Source organism: Actibacterium sp. MT2.3-13A (assembly GCF_018139985.1).
Lineage (GTDB): Bacteria > Pseudomonadota > Alphaproteobacteria > Rhodobacterales > Rhodobacteraceae > JAGSOU01.
Map to the genome: position 1 here is coordinate 46,178 of NZ_JAGSOU010000016.1, position 25,268 is coordinate 71,445.

Annotated in this window: 25 protein-coding genes; 13 read left to right on the forward strand and 12 right to left on the reverse strand. The window is 68.8% G+C overall.

Going from position 1 to position 25,268, the window contains the following annotated elements; all coding sequences use genetic code 11:
• Window positions 1-16: 16 nt before the first annotated feature.
• The gene (locus KCI33_RS14060; RefSeq protein WP_212525428.1) at window positions 17-688 is read right to left on the reverse strand and encodes an SOS response-associated peptidase; all 672 of its coding nucleotides are present in this window, start codon (window positions 686-688) and stop codon (window positions 17-19) included.
• Between the two features lie 127 nt (window positions 689-815).
• Between KCI33_RS14060 and KCI33_RS14065 the strand changes: the two genes are divergently transcribed.
• On the forward strand, window positions 816-1,991 hold the full coding sequence (locus KCI33_RS14065; RefSeq protein ID WP_212525429.1) for a hypothetical protein: 1,176 nt from the start codon (window positions 816-818) through the stop codon (window positions 1,989-1,991).
• 108 nt (window positions 1,992-2,099) lie between these two features.
• Here KCI33_RS14065 and KCI33_RS14070 read toward each other — a convergent pair whose 3' ends face one another.
• Window positions 2,100-3,671: a 5'-nucleotidase C-terminal domain-containing protein gene (locus tag KCI33_RS14070; RefSeq protein WP_212525430.1), complete on the reverse strand. Its 1,572-nt coding sequence runs from the start codon at window positions 3,669-3,671 to the stop codon at window positions 2,100-2,102.
• 142 nt (window positions 3,672-3,813) lie between these two features.
• On the opposite strand from KCI33_RS14070, the gene KCI33_RS14075 reads away from it, so the two are divergent.
• The 3 genes from KCI33_RS14075 to arsC are packed head-to-tail and all read left to right on the forward strand — an operon-like array spanning window position 3,814 to window position 5,551.
• On the forward strand, window positions 3,814-4,152 hold the full coding sequence (locus KCI33_RS14075) for a DUF952 domain-containing protein (RefSeq protein ID WP_212525463.1): 339 nt from the start codon (window positions 3,814-3,816) through the stop codon (window positions 4,150-4,152).
• On the forward strand, window positions 4,149-5,207 hold the full coding sequence (locus KCI33_RS14080; RefSeq protein WP_212525431.1) for a quinone-dependent dihydroorotate dehydrogenase: 1,059 nt from the start codon (window positions 4,149-4,151) through the stop codon (window positions 5,205-5,207). The genes KCI33_RS14075 and KCI33_RS14080 overlap by 4 nt, the downstream gene beginning before the upstream one ends.
• A 5-nt stretch (window positions 5,208-5,212) precedes the next feature.
• Entirely contained in the window at window positions 5,213-5,551 is a 339-nt protein-coding gene (arsC, locus tag KCI33_RS14085; protein ID WP_212525464.1) for an arsenate reductase (glutaredoxin), read from the forward strand.
• 21 nt (window positions 5,552-5,572) lie between these two features.
• Here arsC and KCI33_RS14090 read toward each other — a convergent pair whose 3' ends face one another.
• Genes KCI33_RS14090 through KCI33_RS14100 form a run of 3 tightly spaced genes read right to left on the reverse strand, consistent with a single transcriptional unit; the run spans window position 5,573 to window position 7,828 of the window.
• The gene (locus tag KCI33_RS14090; RefSeq protein ID WP_212525432.1) at window positions 5,573-6,889 is read right to left on the reverse strand and encodes an MATE family efflux transporter; all 1,317 of its coding nucleotides are present in this window, start codon (window positions 6,887-6,889) and stop codon (window positions 5,573-5,575) included.
• A complete protein-coding gene (locus KCI33_RS14095; protein ID WP_212525433.1) occupies window positions 6,882-7,394 on the reverse strand; it encodes a PaaI family thioesterase in 513 nt (170 codons plus the stop codon). Before KCI33_RS14095 ends, KCI33_RS14090 begins: the two co-directional genes overlap by 8 nt.
• Complete coding sequence (locus KCI33_RS14100; protein WP_212525434.1) at window positions 7,391-7,828, reverse strand: PaaI family thioesterase; 438 nt, start codon at window positions 7,826-7,828, stop codon at window positions 7,391-7,393. Before KCI33_RS14100 ends, KCI33_RS14095 begins: the two co-directional genes overlap by 4 nt.
• Window positions 7,829-7,977: 149 nt before the next feature.
• Between KCI33_RS14100 and KCI33_RS14105 the strand changes: the two genes are divergently transcribed.
• The 7 genes from KCI33_RS14105 (at window position 7,978) to KCI33_RS14135 (ending at window position 15,326) form a co-directional block, all read left to right on the forward strand.
• Complete coding sequence (locus KCI33_RS14105; protein WP_212525435.1) at window positions 7,978-8,346, forward strand: MerR family DNA-binding transcriptional regulator; 369 nt, start codon at window positions 7,978-7,980, stop codon at window positions 8,344-8,346.
• Window positions 8,347-8,483: 137 nt separating this feature from the next.
• Window positions 8,484-8,876, forward strand: a complete 393-nt coding sequence (locus KCI33_RS14110) for a MerR family DNA-binding transcriptional regulator (RefSeq protein WP_212525436.1) — start codon at window positions 8,484-8,486, stop codon at window positions 8,874-8,876.
• Window positions 8,877-8,888: 12 nt separating this feature from the next.
• Window positions 8,889-10,670: an acyl-CoA dehydrogenase gene (locus tag KCI33_RS14115; protein ID WP_212525437.1), complete on the forward strand. Its 1,782-nt coding sequence runs from the start codon at window positions 8,889-8,891 to the stop codon at window positions 10,668-10,670.
• 52 nt (window positions 10,671-10,722) lie between these two features.
• A complete protein-coding gene (locus tag KCI33_RS14120) occupies window positions 10,723-10,935 on the forward strand; it encodes a hypothetical protein (RefSeq protein ID WP_212525438.1) in 213 nt (70 codons plus the stop codon).
• A 315-nt stretch (window positions 10,936-11,250) separates the two neighbouring features.
• Entirely contained in the window at window positions 11,251-11,886 is a 636-nt protein-coding gene (locus KCI33_RS14125; protein WP_212525439.1) for a glutathione S-transferase, read from the forward strand.
• 17 nt (window positions 11,887-11,903) lie between these two features.
• Complete coding sequence (locus KCI33_RS14130) at window positions 11,904-13,115, forward strand: acetyl-CoA C-acetyltransferase (protein WP_212525440.1); 1,212 nt, start codon at window positions 11,904-11,906, stop codon at window positions 13,113-13,115.
• A gap of 12 nt (window positions 13,116-13,127) precedes the next feature.
• Window positions 13,128-15,326, forward strand: coding sequence for a 3-hydroxyacyl-CoA dehydrogenase NAD-binding domain-containing protein (locus KCI33_RS14135; RefSeq protein ID WP_212525441.1), 2,199 nt, complete (start codon window positions 13,128-13,130; stop codon window positions 15,324-15,326).
• On the opposite strand, the gene KCI33_RS14140 is transcribed toward KCI33_RS14135, so the two are convergent.
• Both KCI33_RS14140 and KCI33_RS14145 read right to left on the reverse strand, forming a co-directional pair.
• A complete protein-coding gene (locus tag KCI33_RS14140; protein WP_212525442.1) occupies window positions 15,314-16,015 on the reverse strand; it encodes a Hint domain-containing protein in 702 nt (233 codons plus the stop codon). The genes KCI33_RS14135 and KCI33_RS14140 overlap by 13 nt on opposite strands.
• Window positions 16,016-16,240: 225 nt before the next feature.
• A complete protein-coding gene (locus KCI33_RS14145) occupies window positions 16,241-16,885 on the reverse strand; it encodes a sulfotransferase family 2 domain-containing protein (RefSeq protein WP_212525443.1) in 645 nt (214 codons plus the stop codon).
• A gap of 109 nt (window positions 16,886-16,994) precedes the next feature.
• Here KCI33_RS14145 and KCI33_RS14150 point away from each other — a divergent pair, with 109 nt between their 5' ends.
• Window positions 16,995-18,629: a long-chain-fatty-acid--CoA ligase gene (locus tag KCI33_RS14150; RefSeq protein WP_212525444.1), complete on the forward strand. Its 1,635-nt coding sequence runs from the start codon at window positions 16,995-16,997 to the stop codon at window positions 18,627-18,629.
• A 76-nt stretch (window positions 18,630-18,705) separates the two neighbouring features.
• A complete protein-coding gene (locus KCI33_RS14155) occupies window positions 18,706-19,716 on the forward strand; it encodes a hypothetical protein (protein WP_212525445.1) in 1,011 nt (336 codons plus the stop codon).
• Window positions 19,717-19,769: 53 nt separating this feature from the next.
• Here the strand turns inward: KCI33_RS14155 and KCI33_RS14160 are convergent, their stop codons facing one another.
• From KCI33_RS14160 to KCI33_RS14180, 5 genes are all read right to left on the reverse strand, one after another.
• Entirely contained in the window at window positions 19,770-21,068 is a 1,299-nt protein-coding gene (locus tag KCI33_RS14160) for an SPOR domain-containing protein (RefSeq protein WP_212525446.1), read from the reverse strand.
• A gap of 66 nt (window positions 21,069-21,134) precedes the next feature.
• Entirely contained in the window at window positions 21,135-21,767 is a 633-nt protein-coding gene (upp, locus tag KCI33_RS14165) for a uracil phosphoribosyltransferase (protein ID WP_212525447.1), read from the reverse strand.
• Window positions 21,760-22,752: an adenosine deaminase gene (locus tag KCI33_RS14170; protein ID WP_212525448.1), complete on the reverse strand. Its 993-nt coding sequence runs from the start codon at window positions 22,750-22,752 to the stop codon at window positions 21,760-21,762. Before KCI33_RS14170 ends, upp begins: the two co-directional genes overlap by 8 nt.
• Window positions 22,749-23,960, reverse strand: a complete 1,212-nt coding sequence (locus KCI33_RS14175; RefSeq protein WP_212525449.1) for a phosphopentomutase — start codon at window positions 23,958-23,960, stop codon at window positions 22,749-22,751. Before KCI33_RS14175 ends, KCI33_RS14170 begins: the two co-directional genes overlap by 4 nt.
• The gene (locus tag KCI33_RS14180) at window positions 23,960-25,267 is read right to left on the reverse strand and encodes a thymidine phosphorylase (RefSeq protein ID WP_212525450.1); all 1,308 of its coding nucleotides are present in this window, start codon (window positions 25,265-25,267) and stop codon (window positions 23,960-23,962) included. The genes KCI33_RS14175 and KCI33_RS14180 overlap by 1 nt, the downstream gene beginning before the upstream one ends.
• Between the last annotated feature and the right edge of the window lies 1 nt (window position 25,268).

Consider the following 25,268-nt stretch of genomic DNA (forward strand, 5'->3'; position numbering starts at 1 on the left):
GCGGGAAGGTTGATCGTTAATCCGCCTCCGCCAGCGGCTCGATCAGCTCCGGCCCGCTGGCGCGGTTGGAATTGACCCGCGGATCGACCCGGTGGAACGCCAGCACCTCATCGGCGGCGGCCTGCATCAGCCGCGCCGCGCCCTTGCCCGCCTCGCCCAGCCAGACCGCCCAGTCGCCCTCCTCCACGATCACGGGCATCCGGTGGTGGACGGCGCACATCGGCGCGTTCGCCGCGGTGGTGACGATGGCGCAGGTGGTCAGACGCTCACCCTCGCGCTCCCAGTCCTGCCAGACCCCGGCGAAGGCCAGCGGCGCGCCGTCGGCGCGGTGGATGTACCAGGGCAGGCGCGCGCCGCCCGCGCCCTTGGACCATTCGTAGAAGCCGCTGGCCGGGATCAGGCAGCGACGCTCGCGGCAAGCGGCGCGAAAGGCCGGCTTCTCGGCGATGGTCTCGGCCCGGGCGTTGATCAGCAGCGGGCCATCGGCGGGCGTCTTGTACCACTGCGGGATAAAGCCCCAGCGCATCGGCCGCAGGTGGCGCTGGCCCGCGTCGCTGGTAACCGCGGCCACCGGGTTGGTGGGGCAGACGTTGTAGTTGGGGTTGGGCGGCAGATCGTTGGCCGGCACGGCCTGGAACAGCCGGGCCATGGCGTCATCGGGCAGGGTGATCGCGAAGCGTCCGCACATGGCTGTCAGCCTAGGGCGCGCCGGGCCGCTTGGCCAGATACCGGTTTGACCGGGATCAAGGCGCCGCGGCGCCGCGCGGCTAGGCTCGTCGCATCCTGCGGAAAGACCGGACGACCAGAGGGGCCCCATGCGCCTGATGCCACTTGCCGGACTCCTTGTGCTGCTGCTCGGCGCCCTGCGCCCGGGGTTGGCGCCGGCGCAGGAGGTGACCGCGCATGTGTTCTGGCAGGAGGGCTGCCCCTATTGCGCCTCGGCCAAGGCCGCGCTGGCGGAACTGGCCGCGGCCGACCCGGAGCTTCGCATCGAGCTGTTGGAACTGGGGCCCACGCGGGAAACCAATGCGCTGTTCCGCGCCACGGTCAGGGCGCTGGAGCTGCGCACGCCCGCGGTGCCCCTTGTCGTGATCGGCGCCGCGCATGAGCTGGGCTTCGCCGCGGCGACCAGCCCGGGGCGCTATGCCGGAATGATCGCGCTCTGCCGCGCCGCCCCCTGCCGCGACCTGGTGGCCGAACTGCGCGCCGCGCGCGCGCCGCCGCCACCCGCCGCCGGATCCTCGCCCCGCGAAACCGTCGCCCTGCCCGGGCTGGGCGAGGTCGGCCTGCGGGACCTGTCGCTGCCGGTCCTGACCGTCGTTCTGGCCGGCGTCGACGGGTTCAACCCCTGCGCCATGTGGGTGCTGGCGCTGTTGATCGGGATGCTGCTGGGCGTGCAGGACAGCCGCCGGATGTGGGTGCTCGGCCTCGTGTTCCTCGCCGCCACGGGGGCGATGTATTTCGCGGTGATGAGCGCCTGGCTGAACGTCGTGCTGTGGCTCGGCGCGGTGAGCTGGCTGCGGCTGGCCATCGGGGCGCTGGCGCTCGGCGCGGGCGCCTATTACCTGCGCGAGGCCTGGGCCAACCCCGAGGGCGTCTGCCGCGTCACGCCGGGCGGCCAGCGCCGGCGCATCCGGGACGCCTTCGGCCGGATGGTGGCGCGGCCCAGCCTCCCGGTGGCGGCCCTTGGCGTGGCGGCGCTGGCCGTTGCGGTGAACCTGGTGGAGTTGGTCTGCTCGGCCGGCGTGCCGGCGATCTATACGCAGATGCTGGCCATGCACGACCTGCCACGGGCGGCCTATTACGGCTACCTGGCTTTCTATCTCGTGGTGTTCCTGCTCGACGACGCGGCGATCTTCGTGATCGCCATGATCACCCTGCGCGCAGTCGCGGCCAGCGGGCGCTACGCGCGCCTGTCGCGCCTGATCGGCGGCCTGGTGCTGCTGGCGCTGGGGGCGGTCATGATGCTGCGCCCCGACCTGCTGGGATAAAGCCCTCCCGGGGCGTGTCAGCCCCGCCGCCTCGGTCCGCAGGTGGAACGCCGGAAAATGGAAAGGGCGCGCCGAATTCCGCCGCGCCCCTGTTCTTCGCGCTGAGCGCTACTGCGAAATACGCCCGTCGGTATAGGGCTTGTAGGGCGCGTTCGCGGCCAGGAATTCCGCCGCCACATCGGCCAGGTCCGGGCCGAAATCATAGACGTTGGTCGCATCGCTGACGAACATCGAATAGCCGTCGCCGCCATTGCGGACGAAGTTGTTCGACACCACGCCATAGGTCTTGTCCAGATCGAGCGGCACGAAGGCGTCGCCCTCCTGCACCATCACGCCGGTGATGCGCGCGCCGGGCGATCCCGCCGGATCCCAGGTGAATTTCAGCCCGGCGACCTGCGGGAAGCGGCCGGCGCCCTCCTCGACCTGGCTGACGCCGTTCTCCAGCGCCGCGAGGATGGACTTGCCGGTGGTCTGGAAGGTCGAGAGCGTGTTCTGGAAGGGCAGCACGGTCAGCACCTCGCCCATGGTCACCGGCCCCGCGTCGATCGAGGCGCGCAGGCCGCCGCCGTTCTGGATGGCGATCTGGATGCCCTGATCCCTGACCCGGTCGAGCATCGCGTCGGCCACCAGGTTGCCCATCGCGCATTCCATCGCGCGGCAGACGGCGCGGTCACCGTCGATCGGCGCGGAGGTCTCGGCCACCACGCGGTTGCGGATCTCTTCCAGCGGCTGCGCCAACTCGGCGATGCGCGCCTTGGTGGCGCCGTCCTCGGTCACGGCGGCGTCCATGATGATCGGCTCGCCGGTGGCCGCGGTGATGACGCCGGCGTCGTCGAAGGTCACGCTCAGCTCGCCCAGGAACTTGCCATAGGCATAGGCCTGCACGATGGCGGTGTCGCCCACCATGGTCGGATAGGGGCCCTTGGCGCTGTCCGAGCTGTTGGAGAGATAGGTGTTGTCATGGCCGCCGACGATGACATCGACGCCGGTGGTGCCGGCGGCGATGCGCTTGTCCACCTCATAGCCGGAGTGCGACAGCACGATGATCTTGTTCACCCCCTCGGCGGTCAGCCTGTCCACCTCGGCCTGAACCGCCCCCGCCGGATCGGTGAAGACGATGTTCTTGCCGGGGCTCGACAGTTCGGGCGTGTCGAGCGGCGTCAGGCCGATCAGGCCCAGCTTTTCACCGGCGCGCTCGATCACCACCGATTTCCGCAGCTTGTCCTTCAGCAGGGGCTCGCCGGAGACGTCGGCGTTCGACATCAGCACCGGGAAGCTCACCGCATCCATGAAGCCGCGCAGGACCTCGGGGCCGTCGTCGAATTCGTGGTTGCCCACGGTCATCGCGTCATAGCCCATCTTGTTCATCATCTCGGCCGCCGCCTTGCCCTTGTAATAGGTGTAGAACAGCGTGCCCTGAAACTGGTCGCCGCCATCCACGAGGATCGCGTTGTCGGCCCGGCCGCGCGCCGCCTCGACGGCCGTAACCAGGCGGGCCGAGCCGCCGAAGCACTTGCCCTCGGCGTTGTCCTCGGCCGAGCAGCCCGAGTCGTATTTCGAGATCGGTTCGAACCGCGCGTGGAAATCATTGGTGTGCAGGATGGTCAGCGTGTAATCGGCAGAAGCCACGCCCGAGGTCAGGGCCAGGGCAGCGGCAGAGGTGAGCAATCTGATAAGCATGGAAATGCCTCCTGTTAGCCTATGCCATCAGCTTTGCGCGCGCCGCACGTTCTGTCAAAGCTTATGCGCGCGCCCCCGGGGGGCCTGACGAAGGGTCATGCGACGGCTTGACCGCACGCCGGTCAGCGGGCATTTCAGCGCCATGCTGATTTTCAAGATCCTCCGCCGCCCCGAATGGGATGCCTTCCGCGCCGCGGGCCAGACCGCCGGCGCGCCGGTGGACCTGGCCGACGGCTATATCCATTTCTCGACCGCCGCGCAGGTGGCCGAGACCGCTGCCAAACATTTCGCCGAGGAAAGCGATCTGGTGCTGCTGGCCGTCGAGGCCGACGCCCTGGGCGATGCCCTGAAATGGGAGCCCTCGCGCGGCGGCGCGCTGTTCCCGCATCTCTACCGCGAGCTGCGGATGGCGGACGTGACCTGGGACAAGTCGCTGCCGCTGGGCGCCACCGGCCATATCTTCCCGGAGGGCGTGCTGTGAGCGGGCTTGAGAAGCTGGGCCTCGCCCTGTTCCACCGGATGGACCCCGAGCGCGCCCATGCGCTGTCGCTGAGCGCGCTGAAATCGGGCCTCGCCCCCCTGCCCGGCCGCATCACCAGCCGGCGCCTGGCGACCCGGCTGGCGGGGCTTGATCTGCCCAATCCGCTGGGGCTGGCGGCGGGCTATGACAAGAACGCCGTGGCGCTGGGGGCGCTCGCGCGCGCGGGCTTCGGCTTCGTCGAGGTCGGCGCGGCCACGCCGCGCCCGCAGCCCGGCAACCCGCGCCCGCGCCTGTTCCGCCTGACCGAGGACCGCGCCGCGATCAACCGCTTCGGCTTCAACAACGACGGGATGGAGGCGATCGCCGGGCGGCTGGCCCAACGCCCGCGCGGCGCGGTGATCGGGCTGAACCTGGGCGCCAACAAGGACAGCGCCGACCGCGCGGGCGACTATGCCCGGGTGCTGGAGCGCTGCGGCCCGCATCTGGATTTCGCCACCGTCAACGTCTCCTCCCCCAACACCGAGAAGCTGCGCGACCTGCAGGGCCGCGCCGCGCTGTCGGCGCTGCTCGCCGGCGTGATGGAGGCGCGCGCGGGGCTTGAGCGCCCGATCCCGGTCTTCCTGAAGATCGCCCCCGACCTGACCGGCGACGAGCTGGCCGAGATCGCCGAGGTGGCCGAGGAGGCCGGCGTCGCCGCGATCATCGCCACCAACACCACGCTGTCGCGCGAGGGGCTGCAAAGCCCCCATCGCGACGAGGCCGGCGGGCTGTCCGGCGCGCCGCTGTTCGAGAAATCGACGCGCGTCCTGGCGCAGCTGTCGAAGCTGACCGATGGGCGCATGCCGCTGATCGGCGTGGGCGGCGTGGGGTCCGCCGAGCAGGCCTACGAGAAGATCCGCGCCGGCGCCTCGGCCGTGCAGATCTACACCGCGATGGTCTACGAGGGGCTGTCGCTGGTACCGCGCATCCTGACCGGGCTTGAGGCGCTGCTGGCGCGCGACGGGTTCGATACCGTGGAACAGGCCGTGGGCTGCGGCCGGGAGGACTGGCTGTGAGCGATGTGATCATCTGGCACAACCCGCGCTGTTCGAAATCGCGCGAGACCCTGAAACTGCTGCAGGAGCGCGGCGTGACGCCGGTGGAGCGCCGCTATCTCGAGGACGCGCCCAGCCTCGACGAGTTGCGCGCGGCGCGCGACGCGCTGGGGGTGAGCGCGGTGCAGATGATGCGGATCAAGGAAAACCGCTTTGCCGAGCTGGGCCTGTCCAAGGACGACGAAGACGAGACGCTGCTCTGCGCCATGGCCGAAAACCCGGTCCTGATCGAGCGGCCCATTGTCTTTGCGGCTGGCCGCGCCGCGATCGGGCGCCCGCCCGAGGCCGTTCTGGCCATCCTGTAAGCGGTTTCTCCGGACGGTTTCCTAACCCGCTGCCCGCGCCTCCAGCGCCGGGTAGCGCAGTCCCAGCGTCACGCCCCGCGCGATAAAGGAAATCAGCAGCGACACCCAGAGCCCGTGATTGCCGAAGGCCGGCATCAGGATCGCCAGCGCTAGCGCGTAGATGGCCGCGGACACCACCATCATGTTGCGCATGTCGGCGGTCCGGGTGGCGCCGATGAAGACCCCGTCCAGCATCCAAGGCGCCAGCCCCGCCAGCGGCGCGATCACCATGTAGGGCAGGTAGATGCGCGCCACCTCCCGCACCTCGGGCGCGGTGGTCATGACATCGATGATCTGCCCGCCCGCCAGCGCGAAGGCGGCGGCCAGCGCCAGGCTGCTGCCCAGCCCCCAGAGGCTGGTCAGGATCGCCGCCCTTCGCAGCCGCGCCCGCGCCTTGGCGCCCAGCGCCTGACCGACCAGCGTCTCTGCCGCGAACGCGAAACCGTCCAGCGCATAGGCCGTGATATGCAGGAATTGCAGCAGGATCTGGTTGGCCGCCAGCGGCACGTCGCCGAAATCGGCGCCGAAGAACAGGAAGGAGACGAAGATCGCCTGCAGCAGCACCGAGCGGATCAGGATATCGCCGTTCACCCGCGCCATGTGCTTCAGCCGCAGGGCGTCGAAGACCCGGGCCGCGTCGCGCCAGCCGGGCCCGGCAAAGGCGTCGCGGCAGAGCCACAGACCGACCGCCAGCCCCGACCACTCGGCGATAAAGGTCGCCAGCGCCACGCCCTCCACCCCCCAACCCAGGCCCAGCACGAACAGCAGGTCCAGCGCGATGTTCAGCCCGTTCATCACCACCTGGATCACCAGCACTCCGCGGGTGCGCTCCAGCGCGATCAGCCAGCCGGTGATGCCGTAGAGCGAGATCGCCGCGGGGGCGGAGAACACGCGGATCCCCATGTAGTCGCGCGCCATCGCCTCGACCTCGGCGCTGGCCGGCGAGACCTGGAACGCGCCCCAGAAGATCGGCACCTGCAGCACGATCATCGCCAGCCCCGCCGCGCCGCCGATCAGCAGCGCGCGCGACAGCATCGCCTCGACCTCGGCCCGGTCGCCGGCGCCGTGGGCCTGGCTGGCCAGCCCCGTCACCCCCATCCGCAAAAAGCCGAAGATCCAGTAGACCGCGGTCAGGATGATCGCCCCGATGCCCACCGCGCCGATCGGCGCGGCCTCGCCCAGCTGCCCCACGACGCCGGTGTCCACCGCGCCCAGGATGGGAACGGTGGCATTCGACAGCACGATGGGAAGGGCTATGGCCAGAACCCGGCGATGGCCCAGCGCGGGCGCCTCAGCCATTGCGCGGCGGCGGCATCAGGAAATGTCCGGTTGCCTGCGCGAACAGCCGGTTGCGGTTGTCCTGCCAGCCCTCGACATGCACCGAGGCATAGCGCCGGCCCGAGCGGTTGACCCTTGCCCGCGCATAGGCGTCGCGCGGCAGGCCGGAGCGCAGGTAATCGACGGTGAAATCAATGGTCTTGGGCAGGCGCGGCAGGTGCTGGGCATCGACGGCCAGCGGGTCGAGTTTGCCGTTCTCCATCTCTTCCCACAGCATCGACCAGCCCAGCCCGATGATCGCCGTGACCTCCAGGAAGGCCGCCGTGGCCCCGCCATGCAGCGCCGGCAGCATCGGGTTGCCGATCAGCTTTTCGTCGAAGGGCATGATCGCGGTCAACTCGTCGCCGCGGCGGTCGAACTCGATCCCGAGGAAGCGGATGTAGGGCACGCCGTGCACCAGCGCCGAGAGCGCCGCGTCGCGGCGCTGTTTCACCACCTGGACGGGTTCGGGCCTGGGCCGGGTCATTTCGCCGTCTCCCGCGCGCGTTCCACGGTGAAGGCGCCGGTGGCGGTGGCCACCGGGCGCTTGCGGTCCTCGTCCATCGCGGTGGCGCGCACGAAGGCCACGGTGCGGGTGACGTGATAGCACTCGGCGCGCGCGGCGATGCGCTGGCCGGGCGTCGCGGGCCGCATGTAGTCGATGCGCAGGTCGATGGTGGCGGTGGCCGACATCGCCTCAGGGTGGCAGATCACCGCCGCGCCGCAGCAGGTGTCCATCAGCGCCGAGACCGCGCCGCCATGGATCACCCCGGTCTGCGGGTCGCCGACCAGCGCCTCGTCATAGGGCATCGAGATCTCGGCCACGCCATCCTGGAGGTGATCGACCCGCATCCCCAGCGCGCGCGAATGCGGGATCGCCTCGATGAACTGCCGCGCGATTTTCGCCTTGCTGTCCGTCATGCCGGTCCCTTTTCGGTCTCCCTTCGGTTATTGGCGTTGGGCCGCGCCGCATCAAGCCCTATTTCGCGGCACGCCGGCCGGGCCTTCCGGTTTGCGCGCGGACGGTCGAGGCTGTAACCTGCCCCCGCAAGCCGCAGGGAGAGCCACCGATGCCCGACAAACGCCTGTCTTTCAAGGAGATGTGCGCCAAGTTCGACGTCACCCCGCGCACCCTGCGCTATTACGAATACATCGAATTGCTGCAACCCGAGAAGGAAGGCCGGAGCCGGTTCTACACCCCGCGCGAGGTGGCCCGGATGACCCTGATCCTGCGCGGCCGGCGCTGGGGCTTCTGCCTTGAGGAGATCCGGCAATGGCTGGAGATCTACGAGAAACAGGGGACCGAGGCGCAGATGCAGGCCTGGGTGGACATGGCCGACCGCCAGCTCAAGGTGCTGACCGAACAGCAGGCGCAACTGGTCCAGGCCATCGCCGAACTGCGCGAAACCCGCGACAAGGTCGCCCGGGAAATCGGATAGCGGCACGCGGCTGACACAACGTCAAACGTGAATATGACGTCACGTTTCGTTTACGTTCGCGTAAACCATTCTTGTATGATGCCTGTCGTGGCGTCATGTTCCGGGCACGGAGATGACGCTACGAAAAGGTTTGTTGAATGGATGACGAGCTGATGACGATCCGGCAGATGTGCGATGCATTCGAGGTGACGCCCCGCACACTGCGCTTTTACGAATCCAAGGAGCTTCTGTTCCCGATCCGCGAAGGCCAGAAACGGCTTTTCACCCGGCGCGACCGCGCCCGGCTGAAGCTCATTCTGCGCGGCAAGCGGTTCGGGTTCAGCCTCGAGGAAATTCGACAGCTGCTTGACCTCTACTATGTGGGCGACCAGCAGCTGACCCAGCTTGAGCGTACCCACGACGTGGCCCTGGAACGGCTCGCGGATATGGAGCGCCAACACGCCGAGCTGGGCGAGGCGATCAAGGATCTCAGGCAGCAGATCTCCGGCGTGGAGGTGATGATTTCCGAGCGCCGGAGGAAGAAAGCGTAAGGGAGAGACCGAATGCCGAGCTATACCGCCCCGACCAAGGACATGCAGTTCGTGCTGCACGAGGTGCTGAACGTCACCGAAACCGGCATCCCCGGATATGACGATCTGGACCCCGGCTTCACCGCGGCGGTGCTGGACGAGGCGGCCAAGCTCGCAACCGGGGTGCTGGCGCCGCTGAACCCGGTCGGCGACGCCGAGGGCTGCAGGCTGGAGAACGGCGTCGTGCGGACGCCCACGGGCTTCAGAGCGGCCTTCGACAAGGTGCGCGAGGGTGGCTGGACTGCGCTCGACTGCGACCCGGAATTCGGCGGCCAGGGCCTGCCGTACCTGATCTCCACCGCGGTGGGCGAGATGTTCAGCGCCGCCAACATGGCCTTCAACATGTATCAGGGCCTGACCCACGGCGCCTATAACGCCATTCACGCCCACGGCTCGGACGCCCAGAAGGCGACATACCTGCCGAAGATGGTGTCCTGCGAATGGGGCGGCACCATGAACCTGACCGAGCCGCATTGCGGCACCGATCTGGGCCTGATCCGCACCAGGGCCGAACCGCAGGCGGACGGCAGCTACCGCATCACCGGCCAGAAGATCTGGATCTCGGCCGGCGAGCACGACATGGTCGAGAACATCATCCACCTGGTGCTGGCCAGGATCCCCGGCGGTCCGGAGGGCGTGAAAGGCATCTCGCTCTTCATCGTGCCCAAGATCCTGGTCAACGACGACGGCTCGCTTGGCGAACGCAACAGCCTGTCGTGCGGCGGGCTGGAGCAGAAGATGGGCATCCACGGCAACGCCACCTGCGTGATGAACTACGACGGCGCGGTGGGCTACATCGTGGGCGAGGAGCACAAGGGCATACGCGCCATGTTCACGATGATGAACGAGGCGCGGCTGGGCGTCGGCCTGCAGGGCTACGCCCAGGCCGAGGTCGCCTATCAGAACGCGCTGGGGTTCGCCCGCGACCGGCTGCAGGGCCGCGACGTGACCGGCGCCAGGAACCCCGATGGCCCGGCGGACCCGATCATCGTGCACCCCGATGTGCGCCGCAACCTGATGCAGCAGAAATCCTTCGTCGAGGGCGCGCGCGCCTTCACCTTCTGGGGCGCCTCGCTGATCGACGCGGCGCACCGCAAGGGCGACGCGGAGGCCGAGGCGATGATCTCGCTGCTGACGCCTGTCATCAAGGGCTTCCTCACCGACAAGGGATTCGAGACCACGGTGCTGGCGCAGCAGACGCTGGGCGGTTCGGGCTTCACCCGCGAATGGGGGCTGGAGCAGTTCGTGCGCGACGCCCGCATCACCATGATCTACGAGGGCACGAACGGGATCCAGTCGCTGGACCTGGTGGGGCGCAAGCTGGCACAGAACGGCGGCAAGGCGATCATGGCCTTTTTCGACATGGTGAAAACCTTCATCCAGGAAAACGCCCGGCAGGACGAGGATTTCGACCGCGATTTCCTCGAGCCGCTGAAGAAGGCCTCGAAGGACCTGCAGGCCGCGGGGATGTATTTCATGCAGAACGGCATGAAAAATCCCAACAACGCCCTGTCGGGATCCTATGATTTCATGCATCTTTTCGGCCATGTCTGCCTCGGCCTGATGTGGGCGCGCATGGCCAGGGCCGCGCGCGAGGCCCTGGCCCGCGGCGCCTCGGACGCCGGGTTCTACGAGACGAAGCTCGCCACCGGGCGTTACTACATGGCCCGCCAGATGCCGGCGACGGCGCTGCACCTGGCCCGCATCGAAACCGGCGCCGACACGGTGATGGCCCTGGAAGCCCACCAGTTCTGACAGTAACGCGGGGCGCGCCCGGCCGCCGCGCCCCGCCCAACCGGAGACCACCATGCCCAAGCGCCTGCGCCTGACCCGCCGCTTCCCCGTCGCGATGACCGAGGACGGCTACCGGCGGCTGCGGCGCTTCGCGCGCGAGGCCGGGCTCGACGAGGGCGAGGCGCTGTCCTTCCTGTTCGAGAATTTCGACAGCGTGACGGACCACACGACGCTGACCCACCGGCTGGGCTTGTTCAATGCGGAACTGGAGGCGCGGAAGAAATAGACCCCGACCCGCGGCGCGGGACGGAGAAGGATGAACAATGAGTATTTGAACCAAGAAGAAGGAGAGGCTGGCGCCCTGCCCGCCGGCGGCCCCCGCACCGGGGACGCTTTCGGTCCTGCAAGCGGGGCGCGCGGGCGCGGCAGGGCGCCTTCTCCTTGGGCGGTCATCGGCTCTCCAGCCTGTACCGCGACTCGGAGGCTAGGGGCGCGCCCTTAACACGGGGTTACCTGCGCCTTCTTCTTGGTTGAAATACTCCACGGGGGTGCGGGGGTGTGAAACCCCCGCTTCTCCACGGCTTGTCAGGGAGGACAGCGGATGACGATGAAACTCTACTGCTTCGGCGAAAGCGGCAACGCCTACAAGGCGGCGCTGACCATGGAACTGGCCGAGGTCGACTGGGAGCCGGTCTATGTCGATTTCTTCAACGGCGAGACCCGGACCCCGGAATACCGCGCCCTGAATGAGATGGGCGAGGTGCCGGTGCTGGTCGACGGCGAGGTGACGCTCAGCCAATCCGGCGTGATCCAGGACTACATCAGTTCCAAGACCAGCAGGTTCGGCGGCCGCTCCGCCGACGAGAGGCGCGAGATCCTGCGCTGGCTGTTCTGGGACAATCACAAGCTCTCCGGCCAGGCGGGATCGACGCGTTTCCTGATGAATTTCCTGCCCGAGGAGAAGCGCCCGGCCGAGGTGATCGCCTTCTACCAGGCGCGGCTGAAATCGACCTACAAGGTGCTCGATGGCCATCTGGAAGGGCGCGACTGGATCGTGGGCGACGCCCCCACCGTCGCCGATTTCGCCTGCTGCGGATATCTCTACTACCCCGAGCCCTTCGGCTTCGACCGCGCGGACTGGCCGAATATCGACCGCTGGCTCGCGGCGCTCAGCGCCCTGCCCGGCTGGAAACATCCCTACGACCTGATGCCCGGCTCGCCCGCCGACCGGGCCTGACGCAAGAGAGGCAAACCATGACCGAAGCCTATATCTACGACGCCGTGCGCAGCCCGCGCGGCAAGGGCCGCAAGGATGGCGCGCTGCACGAGGTAACGAGCGCCCGGCTGTCGGCCGAGATGCTGAACGCGGTAAAGGCGCGCAACGACCTCGGCGGCCATGCCGTCGAGGACGTGATCTGGGGCAATGTCACCCAGGTCGGCGAACAGGGCGGGTGCCTGGCACGCACCGCCGTTCTGGCCTCGGATCTCGATGAATCGATCCCCGGCCTCTCGATCAACCGTTTCTGCGCCTCCGGGATGGAGGCGGTGAACCTGGCCGCCAACCAGGTCAGGGGCGGCGCCGGCGAGGCCTATATCGCGGGCGGGGTGGAGATGATGGGCCGCGTGCCCATGGGCTCGGACGGGGCGGCGATTGCCGTCGATCCCTCCATCGCGATGAACACCTATTTCGTGCCGCAGGGGATCTCGGCCGATCTCATCGCGACCGAATATGGTTTCAGCCGCGACGAGGCCGACGCGCTGGCGGTCGAAAGCCAGCGCCGGGCGGCGGAAGCCTGGGCCGACGACCGCTTCGCCAAATCCATCGTCGCCGTCCGCGACATCAACGGGTTGCCGATCCTCGAGCGCGACGAACACATGCGCCCGGAGACCGACATGCAGACGCTCGGCGCGCTGAAGCCCAGCTTCAGGGAGATGGGCGAGGTCATGCCCGGCTTCGACAAGGTGGCGCTGATGAAATACCCGCATCTGGAACGGATCGAGCATATCCACCACGCCGGCAACTCCTCAGGCATCGTGGATGGCGCGGCCGCCGTGCTGATCGGCAGCAAGGCGTTCGGCGAAAAGCACGGGCTGAAACCGCGCGCGCGCATCCGGGCGACGGCGAAGATCGGCACCGACCCCACCATCATGCTGACCGGCCCGGTGCCGGTGACCGAAAAGATCCTGGCCGACAGCGGCATGGCGATATCCGACATCGACCTTTTCGAGGTGAACGAGGCCTTCGCCGCCGTCGTGCTGCGCTTCATGCAGGCCTTCGACGTCGATGCCGACAGGGTGAACGTCAATGGCGGGGCCATCGCCATGGGCCACCCGCTGGGCGCCACCGGCGCGATCATCATCGGCACGCTGCTCGACGAGTTGGAGCGCACGGGCAAGGGCGTGGGTCTGGCCACGCTCTGCATCGCCTCCGGCATGGGGGCGGCCACCATCATCGAACGCGTGTAAGGAGCAAGACCAATGAGCGATTTCAGCTACTCCGTGGACGCGGACGGCGTTGCCATCATCACCTGGGACACCCAGGGCAAGTCGATGAACGTGATGAACGAGCAGGGTTTCCTCGACCTTGAGGCGCATATCGACGCGGCGCTGGCGGACGATGCCGTCAAGGGCGTGATCATCACCTCGGGCAAGCCCGGCTCCTTTGCCGGGGGCATGGACCTCAACGTCATCGCCAAGATGAAGGAGACGGCCGGTGACAACCCGGCCAAGGGCCTGTTCGAGGGCGTCATGGGGATGCACGCCATCCTGCGCAAGATCGAGCGCGCGGGCATGGACGACAGGAACAAGGGCGGCAAGCCGATCGCCGCCGCCCTGCCCGGCACGGCGCTGGGGATCGGGCTGGAGATCCCGCTGGCCTGCCACAGGATCTTCGCCGCCGACAACGGATCGGCCAAGATCGGCCTGCCCGAGATCATGGTCGGCATCTTCCCCGGCGCGGGCGGCACCACGCGGCTGGTGCGCAAGCTGGGCGCGATGGCCGCGGCGCCGCTGCTTCTGGAAGGCAAGCTGAACGACGCGAAAAAGGCCAAATCCGCGGGCGTGATCGACGAGGTGGTCCCCGCCGACGAGCTGATCGCCAAGGCCAGGGAATGGGTCCTGTCGGAGCCGACGATCGTGAAGCCCTGGGACGAGAAGGGCTACAAGATGCCCGGTGGCGCGCCGTATCACCCGGCGGGCTTCATGACCTTCGTCGGCGCCTCGGCGATGGTTAACGGCAAGACGCAGGGCGTCTACCCGGCGGCCAAGGCACTATTGAGCGCGGTCTACGAGGGCGCGCTGGTGCCCTTCGACACCGCGCTGCGGATCGAGGCGCGCTGGTTCACCCATGTGCTGATGAACCCGTCCTCAAGCGCCATGATCCGCAGCCTCTTCATCAACAAGGAGGCGCTGGAGAAGGGTGCGAACCGCCCCGCCGTCGAGGATCAGAAGGTCCGCAAGGTCGGGGTCCTCGGCGCGGGCATGATGGGCGCGGGCATCGCGCTGGTCTCGGCCCTGGCCGGCATCGAGGTGGTGCTGATCGACCAGAGCCAGGAGGCCGCCGAGCGCGGCAGGGCCTATGCCGAGGACTACATGGACAAGGGCATTTCCCGCAGGAAAGCCACGCCCGAGAAAAAGACAGAGGTGCTGCGCCGGATCACCGCCACCACCGATTACGCCGCGCTGGCCGATTGCGACCTGATCGTCGAAGCCGTGTTCGAGGATCCCGCCATCAAGGCCGAGGTGACGAAAAAGGTCGAGGAGGTGGTGGGCGCGGACTGCATCTTCGCCACCAACACCTCGACCCTGCCGATCACCGATCTGGCCAGCGCATCGAAGCGGCCAGAGCAGTTCATCGGCATCCATTTCTTCTCGCCCGTCGAGAAGATGATGCTGGTGGAGATCATCAAGGGCCGCGCGACCGGCGAGCGCGCGGTGGCCAAGGCGCTGGATTACGTGCGCCAGATCCGCAAGACCCCGATCGTGGTCAACGACGCGCGCTTCTTCTACGCCAACCGCTGCATCATCCCCTATATCAACGAAGGCATCCGCATGGTCCGCGAGGGAGTGGCGCCCGCGCTGATCGAGAATGCGGCGCGCATGGTCGGCATGCCGCTGGGCCCGCTGCAACTGGTGGACGAGACCTCGATCGACCTCGGGGTCAAGATCGCCAAGGCCACCAGGGCGGCGATGGGCGATGCCTACCCGGACGGGGCGGTGGACGAGGTGCTGTTCTGGATGGCGGGCGAGGGCCGGCTGGGGCGCAAGGCCAAGGCGGGCTTCTACGCCTATGACGACGCCGGCAAACGCATCGGCCTGTGGGATGGTCTGGGCGCGCAATACAGGCGGGCCGAGGACCAGCCCGATCTGTCCGAAGTCCAGCACCGGCTGCTGTTCGCCCAGGTGCTGGAGGCGGTGCGGGCGCTGGAGGACGGCGTGCTGACCGACATCCGCGAAGGCGACGTGGGCGCGATCCTGGGCTGGGGCTTCGCGCCGTGGTCGGGCGGGCCGTTCAGCTGGCTCGACATTATCGGGGCGCCGCGCGCCGTCGATCTCTGCACGGGGCTGGAGCGGGCGCATGGCGGCCGCTTCGCGGCGCCCGCGCTGCTGCGGGAAATGGCGGAAAGGGGCGAGAGCTTCTACAGCCGTTTCGCCCCGGATGCGGCTCAGGCCGCGTGACTGTCAGGCTCCGGCGTGTCCCCGGGCGCGCCGGAGCGAGCCTCGCCCAGAACGGCCCGCGCCTCCATCGGCGTGAGGACGTGATACTCCGACAGGATCTCGCTTTCCGAGGCCAGCTCGTCCAGCGTCAGCACGGTGCCCGCGATATGCGACGGGCAGAAGGCCAGCGCTGAGCCGTTCACATAGACGATCTCGTCATTCTCGAAGCCCAGCGCGACCACCTCGACCGGGTCGACCGGCAGCAGCCGCCCGATCCCGAACCGGCCGTCCAGCACGTTGGCGGGCACCAGGACGAAGGGGTCGCCGTAGATGTCTTCGGCGGCGTCGGATTCCACCAGCATGGGCTGGTCCGGCAACAGGGTCATGGGCTGGGAATTGCCCAGCGCGCCCTTCGGCACTGACAGCGGCCAGAGCGGCTCGGGGCAGAGCATCGGCGCGGCCCAGAGCACGCCGTGCTTGATCGCGCCGACCGGCTGCAGACCGCCGTCGAAGGTCATCACCTTGTCGCCCTCGCGCAGCGTTTCGACGGCGCGCCAGCCCCCCTCGGTCGCGACCATGGTGCCCACGACCAGCCCGGCCGTCATGTCCGCGGCCGGGTGCGCGCCGTGATCGATCGCATCGACCCACGCCTCGTCAAGCTCCGCTTGGTCATGCGCGCCGGCGCCGCGGATCTCGTTTTTCCGGCCCATGATCATCGGTCTGCACCTTCGGTTGCGCGGCGCTTATCAGCGCCGCCGTCTCGGGTGCCCGGGTATCTGACGAGCCGACAGCTCCCCAGGCAGGACAGTTCACTTTGACGACGCATGCGGATTCCGGCCTCAATTGGCCTGAAATGCGGCATTTTCGCGGCATTCCGAACAAATGTCTGCTTTCTAGGTTATCGTTTCAACTTCATCACCAGATCTAGTGAACGCCTAGAAGTTGTATCCGAAACGATTGATGTCCTCGGCGCAGAGCTGCGCCACCAGCGCGGCGTCGTCATCACTGTAGCAGGCCCGGTAAGCGGCCACGCGGTCCGAGGCGTTGGCCCGCCCCACCTCCGGCGCGAATCCCAGATGCGCGGCCAGCGGCGCGAGGTCGGCCTCCAGCTGCTCCAGCCGGATGAAGGCGTCGCAGCGCTCGGCCCCGTCGCGGTCCTGCATGTAGTGGCCATAGGGCGCCGCGGCCAGGCTGCCCCGGGTCTGCGGATGGTTGAGGAACGCCGAGAATCCGTGCCGCTGCGCCAGACCCACCGCCGGATGGTCGAAGCGCTGCGCCCGCAGCCAGTGATAATAGCTCACCACCCGGTCCCACGGGTTGCGCACCAGCGTGAAGGTGAAGAACTCCTCGATCTCGCGCTGGGTCACCAGCCCGTAGATGTCGCTCAGCCGCGCATGTTTCCACAGCCGGCCCGAGGTCCGAACCCCGTCCAGCCGCCGCCGCCGCCGCCGCGCCTTGGGAGTGTCCCCGATCAGGATGTCGTCCTTCATCGCGCGCGCCTCCAGCGCCAGGCTCAGCGCGGTGCCGCCGGTCTTGGGAATATGGACGAAGATGTAGCGCCGGCCATGCGAGATGATCATGCCCGGAGCCTAGGCCAGCCCCCCTGCCCCGCCAAGCCGGTTTTACCCTTTCCAAACCGGTGTCGCCTCGCCACTATCCCGGGTCGAGGACACCGCGAGGGAGGAGAGAATGGGCTGGCTGGCCGACGAGACCGGGCTTGAGAAATGCGCCGCGAACCATGTGCCGCTGACGCCGCTGTCGCATCTGCGGCGCGCGGCCGACATCTTCCCCGGGCACGAGGCGGTGATCGACCGCGCGCGCCGGTTCACCTACGCCCAGTTGCATGAGCGCGTGACGCGGCTGGCCTCGGCGCTGGCGGCCCGGGGTGTCCGCCCCGGCGACGTGGTGGCGACGCTGCTGCCCAACATCCTGGCCCAGGTCGAAAGCAGCTGGGCCGTGCCCGCCTGCGGCGCGGTGCTGAACACCATCAACACGCGGCTGGAGCGCGAGACCGTCAGCTATATCCTGGCGCATGGCGGGGCCAGGGTGGTTCTGGTCGACAGCGCCCTGCTGGAACTGGCCGAGGCCGCCATCGCCGCCATGGACGAGGGCACGGCGCCCGAGATCATCGAGGTCGCCGATCACGAGGCGGGCTTCCGACCCTCGGGCCGGCACGCGGAATACGAGGACGTGCTGGCCGCGGCCGACCCCGCGTTCGACTGGATCATGCCCGGGGACGAGTGGGAGAGCATCTCGCTCAACTACACCTCCGGCACCACGGGGCGGCCCAAGGGCGTGGTCTATCACCACCGCGGCGCGTATCTGTCGACGCTGGGGCAGGTGATCTCGTGGCGGATGACGATGTATCCGCGGCTCCTGACCATCGTGCCGCTGTTCCACTGCAACAGCTGGTGCCATCCGTGGATGATCCCGGCGCTGGCGGGCACGATCATCTGCTGCCGCGACATCACGGCGAAGAACATCTACCACGCGATCTCGGTCGAGGGGGTGACCCATTTCGGCGGCGCCCCGATCGTGCTGAACGCCATCGTCAACGCCAGGGAAGAGGAGCGGATGCCCTTCGACCATGTGGTCGAGGTCTTCACCGCCGGCGCCCCGCCGCCCGCCGCGACGCTGGCAAGGATCGAGCCTCTGGGCTTCAACGTCACGCAGGTCTACGGCCTGACGGAAACCTACGGGCCGGCCACAGAATGCACCTGGCAGGACAGGTGGGATGACCTGCCCCAGGCCGAGCGCGCCGCGATCAAGGCGCGCACCGGCGTCGCCATGCCGATGCTGGAGGAGGCGACCGTGATGGACGACACCATGGCCCATACCCCCCGCGACGGCGCGACCACGGGCGAGATCATGATGCGCGGCAATATCGTGATGAAGGGCTATTACAAGAACCCGGAGGCCACGGCCGAAAGCTTCGCGGGCGGCTATTTCCACTCCGGCGACGTCGCCTTCCGTCACCCCGACGGCTACATCAAGATCACCGACCGCGCCAAGGACATCATCATCTCGGGCGGCGAAAACGTGAGTTCCGTCGAGGTCGAGGACGTCTTGATGCACCACCCCGCGGTCGCGCTCTGCGCCGTGGTGGCCAAGCCCGACGAGACCTGGGGCGAGGTGCCCTGCGCCTTCGTCGAGCTGAAGGAGGGCGAAGACCCGACCGAGGAGGAGCTGATCCGGTTCTGCCGTGAGCATCTGGCGGGCTTCAAGACGCCCAAGCGGGTGATCTTCGAGGAACTGCCAAAGACCTCCACCGGCAAGATCCAGAAATTCCAGCTGCGCGAACGGGCCAGGGCGCTGCCCCGCTGAGGGGCGGCATTGTCGCGCTCCGGTCGCTGGGATAACATCGGCGCCCAATAGCAATAACGGGCAGGACAGGGCCGCGATGACGGCGCTCAAGCAATTCGAACGGCTGGAAAGCCCGGGCCTGTGGCGCGAGTCGCCGCAGGCGCAGCGGCGCGACGTGATCCTCACCTTCGGCGATGCCTCGCTGGTCATCGCCGACAGCCAGGCGCGTCCTCTGACCCACTGGTCGCTGGCCGCGCTGTCCCGGCTCAATCCCGGCGCGCTGCCCGCACTCTATTCCCCCGATCCCGACAGCGGCGAGACGCTGGAACTGGACGACGCCCTGATGATCGAGGCGATCGAGACCGTGCGCGCCGCCATCAGCCGCGCCCGCCCGCATCGCGGCCGGCTGCGCCTGCTGGCGCTGGGCGGCAGCCTCGCCGCGGTGCTGTCGCTGGGACTGTTCTGGATGCCCGGCGCGCTGGTGCGCCACACCGCGGCGGTGGTGCCCGCCCCCGCCCGCGCCGAGATCGGCGCGGCGCTGCTGGCGCAGATCACCCGCGTCTCGGGCCCGCCCTGCCGCGAGGCAGGCGGGCGGCAGGCGCTGGCCCGCCTCTCCGCCCGCCTGCCCGGCCGCGGCCGCACGGTGGTCCTGCCCGCGGGCATCGCGCAGGCCGCGCATCTGCCCGGCGGGCTCGTGCTGCTGAACCGCGCGCTGGTCGAGGATTACGACGGCCCCGAGGTGGCGGCGGGCTTCATCCTGGCCGAGCGCGCCCGCGCCGCCGAGGCAGACCCGCTGCAATCGCTGCTGCGCGCAGTGGGCCTGCGCGCCACCTTGCGCCTGCTGACCACCGGCGCCCTGCCCGACAGCGCCCTGCGCGCCTATGCCGAGGAACTGCCCGGTGCCCCGCCCCGACCGCTGACGGACGAGACCCTTCTGGCGCGCTTCGCCGAGGCCGGCGTGCCCTCCTCGCCCTATGCCTACGCGCTGGATATCTCCGGCGAGACCGTGCTGCCCCTGATCGAGGCCGATCCGATGCGCGGGCGCACGCAGGAGCCGGTGCTCGGCGATGGCGACTGGGTGCGTCTTCAGGGGATCTGCGGCGACTGAAAAACGAACGCCCCGTCAGGATCTGACGGGGCGCCGCTCACTGCCCGGGTTTCTTATTTGCGAAGAAACGCATCCCCGTAGCCTGCCTTCCGGACCGCCCCGAGGGCGGAAGTCAATTGCGCCTGGGTCTCGAAGGGACCGGCGAAAACCGTCTGCATCTCCTGCCCCCCGGCGCGGGATCTGGCCACGGCCACCGGCAGGCCCAGCGCCCGCAAGCGCGCCCTGGTGGCCTCGGCATTGGCGGGCACGCCGAACATGCCCACCTGCACGAAGCGATGCGAGTCCGCCGCGGCGGCCGTCGGCGTCGTGGCCACGGCTGGGCGCTGCGATTTGCTCGTGGCCGCCACGCGCGGCTCCGGCGTCGCCTTGGTCGAGGCGCGGCCGAGATGGCGCTGCTGCATCGCGTAATCGGTATAGGGATATTTCACATGGGCCAGCTGCGTGGTCACGTCGCGGCCGGTGGTCACGTCGATCAGCCGGCGCGGCACGGTCTCGGTCCAGAGCAAATCCATCTGCGCCTTGCCCTCGGCCGAGCCCTTGCCGCGCATCGGGTTCAGGCGATCGTCCTTCCAGGCGGGCTCATACCCGGCGGGGATCTTCACCGGCGCCGGCTGGACCACCCGGCGCGGCACCGTCACCGGCTGCGGGGCCGAAGCGGCGACCGCGACGCGGCGCGGCGCATCCGCGTTCGGCGTGGCCCGGGCCACGCGCCGGCCGGCGGGTGCCTCGGCCTGCGGGCCACAGCGCACCGGGCCGGCCCGGCCGTCATTGATGTAGCCGCGCGAAATTTCCGACGCGCCAGGGCAGGCCGGATTGCGTTTCTCCGCCGTTTCAAGGGGCGCGGGCGCGGCGGTCTTCGCCGCCGGGACCTCGGGCGCGCTGGACCGTTTCGCCGCGGCGGCAGCGGCGCCGATCTTCGGCGGAGTCTCGGTCAGGGCCACCGTGGCCATCGGCGCTCCGACCGTCGCGGGAGGCGTTTTCGCTTTGCGCGGCGGCTGGGCCACGCGCGCCGCGGGCGCTACCGCAGGCGCGGCCGGTTTCGCGGCGGAATCCTCGGCGGGCTTGGCCGCGACCTTCGGCGCCGGCGCCGCCGGCGCTTCGGCGGCCAGAGAAGGCTTGAACCCGCACAGAACCTTGCGCTCGCGCGTCACGCGCGGCACCCAGGTCACCTGCCCGGCATAGCCCGCGCGCACATAGACGCAGCCGCGGCTGTCGACATATTGATTGGCGGCGTAGCTTGCCGGCGGAACTTCGGCCGGGCCGTCATCGGCGCGCAGGGTCCCGGCCGAAACGGCAGACGCGGCGGCCGAGGCCGCGACCAGCGCGATAATGAAAACTCGACGAAGATGCATCGGTGACCCCACAAAATATGGGGGCATCATGCCGAATCGCCCACAACGAGTAAAGAAGGAATTGGCCTATTTGGTGCCGTACATTCGGTCGCCCGCATCCCCTAGCCCCGGAACAATATATCCTTGGTCGTTAAGCTTTTCGTCCACAGCCGCTGTGACGATCGGCACGTCCGGATGGGCCTCCTGCATGCGCTGCACCCCCTCGGGCGCGGCCAAAAGACAGAGAAAACGGATGTTTGTGGCACCCGCCTTTTTCAGCAGGTCGATCGCCGCGACCGACGAATTGCCGGTGGCCAGCATCGGGTCGACGCAGATCACCATGCGGTCCTGCAACTCCTCCGGCACCTTGAAATAATATTGCACCGGCTTCAGCGTCTCCTCGTCGCGATAGAGCCCGACGAAGCCGACCCGCGCGGATGGGATCAGGTCGAGGATGCCGTCGAGCAGCCCGTTGCCCGCGCGCAGGATCGAGATCAGCGCCAGCTTCTTGCCCGCCAGCACCGGCGCCTCGATCTCGCGCAGCGGGGTTTCCACCGCGCGGGTGGTCATCGGCAATTCGCGCGTCACCTCATAGGCCAGCAGATGCGAAATCTCGCGCAGAAGCTGCCGGAAGCCGGCCGTCGAGGTGGTCTTGTCACGCATCAGCGACAGCTTGTGCTGAACCAGCGGGTGGTCAACGACGGTCAGGTGCTTAAGCATCGGGGGCCTCCAGGCGGGTCAGGATCTGCGCGCGGGTCTGCTCATCGCAGAAGGCCGCGCGCGCGGCAACGGTGTTGATCTCGGTGAAATCGGCCTCGTCCCAGCCGAAGGTGTCGGCCAGGCGGTGGTATTCGCCGCTCAGCGTGGTGTGGAAAAACGGCGGGTCGTCGGTCGAGAGCGTCACCTTCACCCCACGCGCGCGCAGCCGCGCCACCGGGTGCGCCGCCCAGCCGGGAAACACCCCCAGCGCGATGTTCGAGCCGGGGCAGACCTCCAGCACGACGCCGGTAGCGGCCAGTTCATCGACCAGCGCCGGATCCTCGATCGCGCGCACGCCGTGGCCGATGCGCTCGACCCGCAGATCGCGCAGCGCCTCGCGGACCGAGTGCGGCCCGCCCCATTCGCCGGCATGGGCAGTCAGCCGCAGCCTGGCCTCGCGCGCCATGTCGAAAGCATAGGCGAAGTCTCGCGGCCGCCCCATTTTCTCGTCGCCCGCCAGGCCGAAACCCACCAGCCAGTCATCCGCCGTCTCCGCCGCGCAGAGCGCCGTCTCGCGGGCCTTGTCGGGGCCAAAATGACGGATCGCGGTGACGATGCCGCGCAGCACGATGCCGTGGGTCTTCTCCGCCAGATCGGCGGCTTCGCGGATGGCATGCAGGTAGTCGCGCCAGGCCGTGACATCGCGCCCGCCACAGAAATCGGGCGACAGGAACATCTCGGTGTAGATCACGCCCTGCGCGGCGCTTTCCTCCAGCACCGCAAGGGTTAGGCGGTGATAGTCCTCCGGGGTCTGGATGGCCGAGGTCGCGGCCTCGTAGACATCGAGAAACTGCCAGAAATCGCGGTATTGATAGCCGCCATTGGCGGTGAAAATGCGCGAAATGTCCAAGTTCTTCTCGCGCGCCAGCCCGCAGACGAAAGCCGCCGGCGCCGCGCCTTCGATGTGGACATGCAGCTCGACCTTGGGCAGGGCCTTCAAACTCACAGGAAGCTCCTCCCCGGTCCCTGCGCCGGCACCCCCAGATGCGCCGCGACCGAGGCCGCGACATCGGTGAAGGCGCAAAGCCCGATCTCGCCCGTGCCGCGCCCGGCGACCAGCACCGGCACCCGCTCGCGCGTGTGGTCGGTGCCCGCCCAGGTCGGGTCGTTGCCGTGATCCGCGGTCAGCAACAGCAGGTCGCCCGGGCGCATCCTTTCCAGCACCCGCGGCAGCTGCGCGTCGAACCATTCCAGATGCGCCGCATAGCCCGCGACGTTGCGGCGATGGCCATAGTGGCTGTCGAATTCGACGAAATTGGCGAAGGTCAGGCTGCCCGCCTCGGCCTCGTCCATCAGGTCCACCAGATGCTCGATCAAGGCCGCATCATCCCCCTTGCGCGCCTCGTCTATGCCGCGCATCGAGAAAATATCGCCAATCTTCCCAACGGCGTAGACCTTGCGCCCCGCCCCCTGCACCCAGTCGCAAAGCGTCGGCGCGGGCGGCGCGATGGCGTAGTCGCGGCGATTGGCGGTGCGGGTGAAACCCGCCTCGGGCGTGCCCACGAAGGGGCGCGCGATCACTCGGCCGACCTTCATGTCATGCACCATCGGCGCGAGGTCGCGACACAACTTCAGCAGCCGCTCCAAACCGAAATGCACCTCATGCGCGGCGATCTGGAACACGCTGTCGGCGGAGGTGTAGCAGATGGGTTTGCCGGTGCGGATATGTTCCGCCCCCAACTCGGTCAGGATCTGGGTGCCCGAGGCGTGGCAATTGCCGAGGATGCCCTCGGTGCCGGCCAGACGGGCGACCTCGGCCACCAGATTCTCGGGAAAGGCCGGCACGGCCTTGGGGAAATAGGTCCATTCCCAGGGCACGGGGACGCCGGCCAGCTCCCAATGGCCCGAGGGGGTGTCCTTGCCAGGTGAGGTTTCCGTGGCCGCGCCCCACAGGCCCCGGGGCTGCGCGTCGAGCCCGGGCGTGGCGTCGCCCGAGGCCAGCCGCGCCGCCGCGCCCAGCCCCAAGGCATCGAGATTGTGCAATTTCAGCGAACCGGAACGCCCGTTATCGCCGCGTCCCGCGGCGCAGGCCTGTGCGATATGTGCAATCGTGTTGGCGCCGGTGTCGGGCGTGTCGCCGTTGAAAAACGCCCCGGCATCGGGCGCGCCGCCGCATCCGACCGAGTCCATGACCACCACGAAGGCCCGCGTCATCAACGCAGCCTCCGGTGCACCAGCGGCGGGATCACGGGGGCCTTGCCGCCCAGGGTGTAGGCCGCGCGCAGTTCGGCCGCCGCCGCCTCGGCCTCGTCCTCGCTGGCGGCATGCACCAGGGCGAGCGGCTGATCGGCGGTCAGCTCCGCGCCCAGCGGCGCCAGCCCCGCGAGGCCCACCGAGGGGTTGATCCTGTCGCCCTGCTGGCGCCGCCCGCCGCCGAGGCCCACCACCGCCATGCCCAGCGCCTGTCCGTCGATCGCCTGCACGATGCCGGCCGCGCCCGCCGGCACCGCGCGCACCACCGGGGCCGAGGGCAGCCGGTCACGCCAGCGCTCGACGAAATCCACCGGCCCGCCCAGCTCGGCCACCATCTCTCCGAAGCGTTCGGCGGCGCGGCCGTCCGCCAGCGCCGCGCCGATGCGGCGCGCGCCCTCGGCGGCGTCAGAGACCAGCCCGCCCAGCGCCAGCGCCTCGCCGCCCAGCGCGCAGGTCAGATCCCACAGCGCGGGGTTCACTTGCGCCCCGGTCAGGGTCTCCATGACCGTGATCACCTCCAGCGCGTTGCCCGCGTTGGGAACCAGCGGCTGGCTCATGTCGGTGATCAGCGCCGTGGTCATGCAGCCCGCGCCCTGCGCGGTCTCGACCAGCGCCTCGGCCAGCGCCTCGGCCTCGTCCATATCCTTCATGAAAGCACCCGATCCGACCTTGACGTCCAGCACCAGCGCCTCCAGCCCCGCGGCCAGCTTCTTGGACAGGATCGAGGCGGTGATCAGGTCGATGCTCTCGACCGTGGCCGAGATGTCGCGGATCGCGTAAAGCCGCCTGTCGGCCGGCGCGATTTCGCCCGAGGCGCCGACGATGGCGCAGCCGACCCGGGCGGTGATCCCCTGCAGCCTCTCGATGCCGACCTGCGTGCCATAACCGGGGATCGCTTCCAGCTTGTCCAGGGTGCCGCCGGTGTGGCCCAGCCCGCGGCCAGAGATCATCGGCACATAGGCACCGCAGACCGCCAGCGCGGGGGCCAGAACGAGGCTGACGCAATCGCCAATGCCCCCCGTCGAATGCTTGTCCAGCACCGGGCCGGGCAGATCCCAATCCAGCACCTGCCCGCTGTCGCGCATGGCACGCGTCAGCGCCACGCGCTCGTCGGCGGTCAGCCCGTTCAGCAGCACCGCCATGGCGAAGGCCCCGGCCTGCGCATCGCTCACCGCGCCCGAGGCGATGCCGTTGGCGAACCACGCGATTTCCTGCGCGCTGACGGGCTCTTCGTCGCGCAGCCTGGCGATGATGGTGCGGGCGTCCATG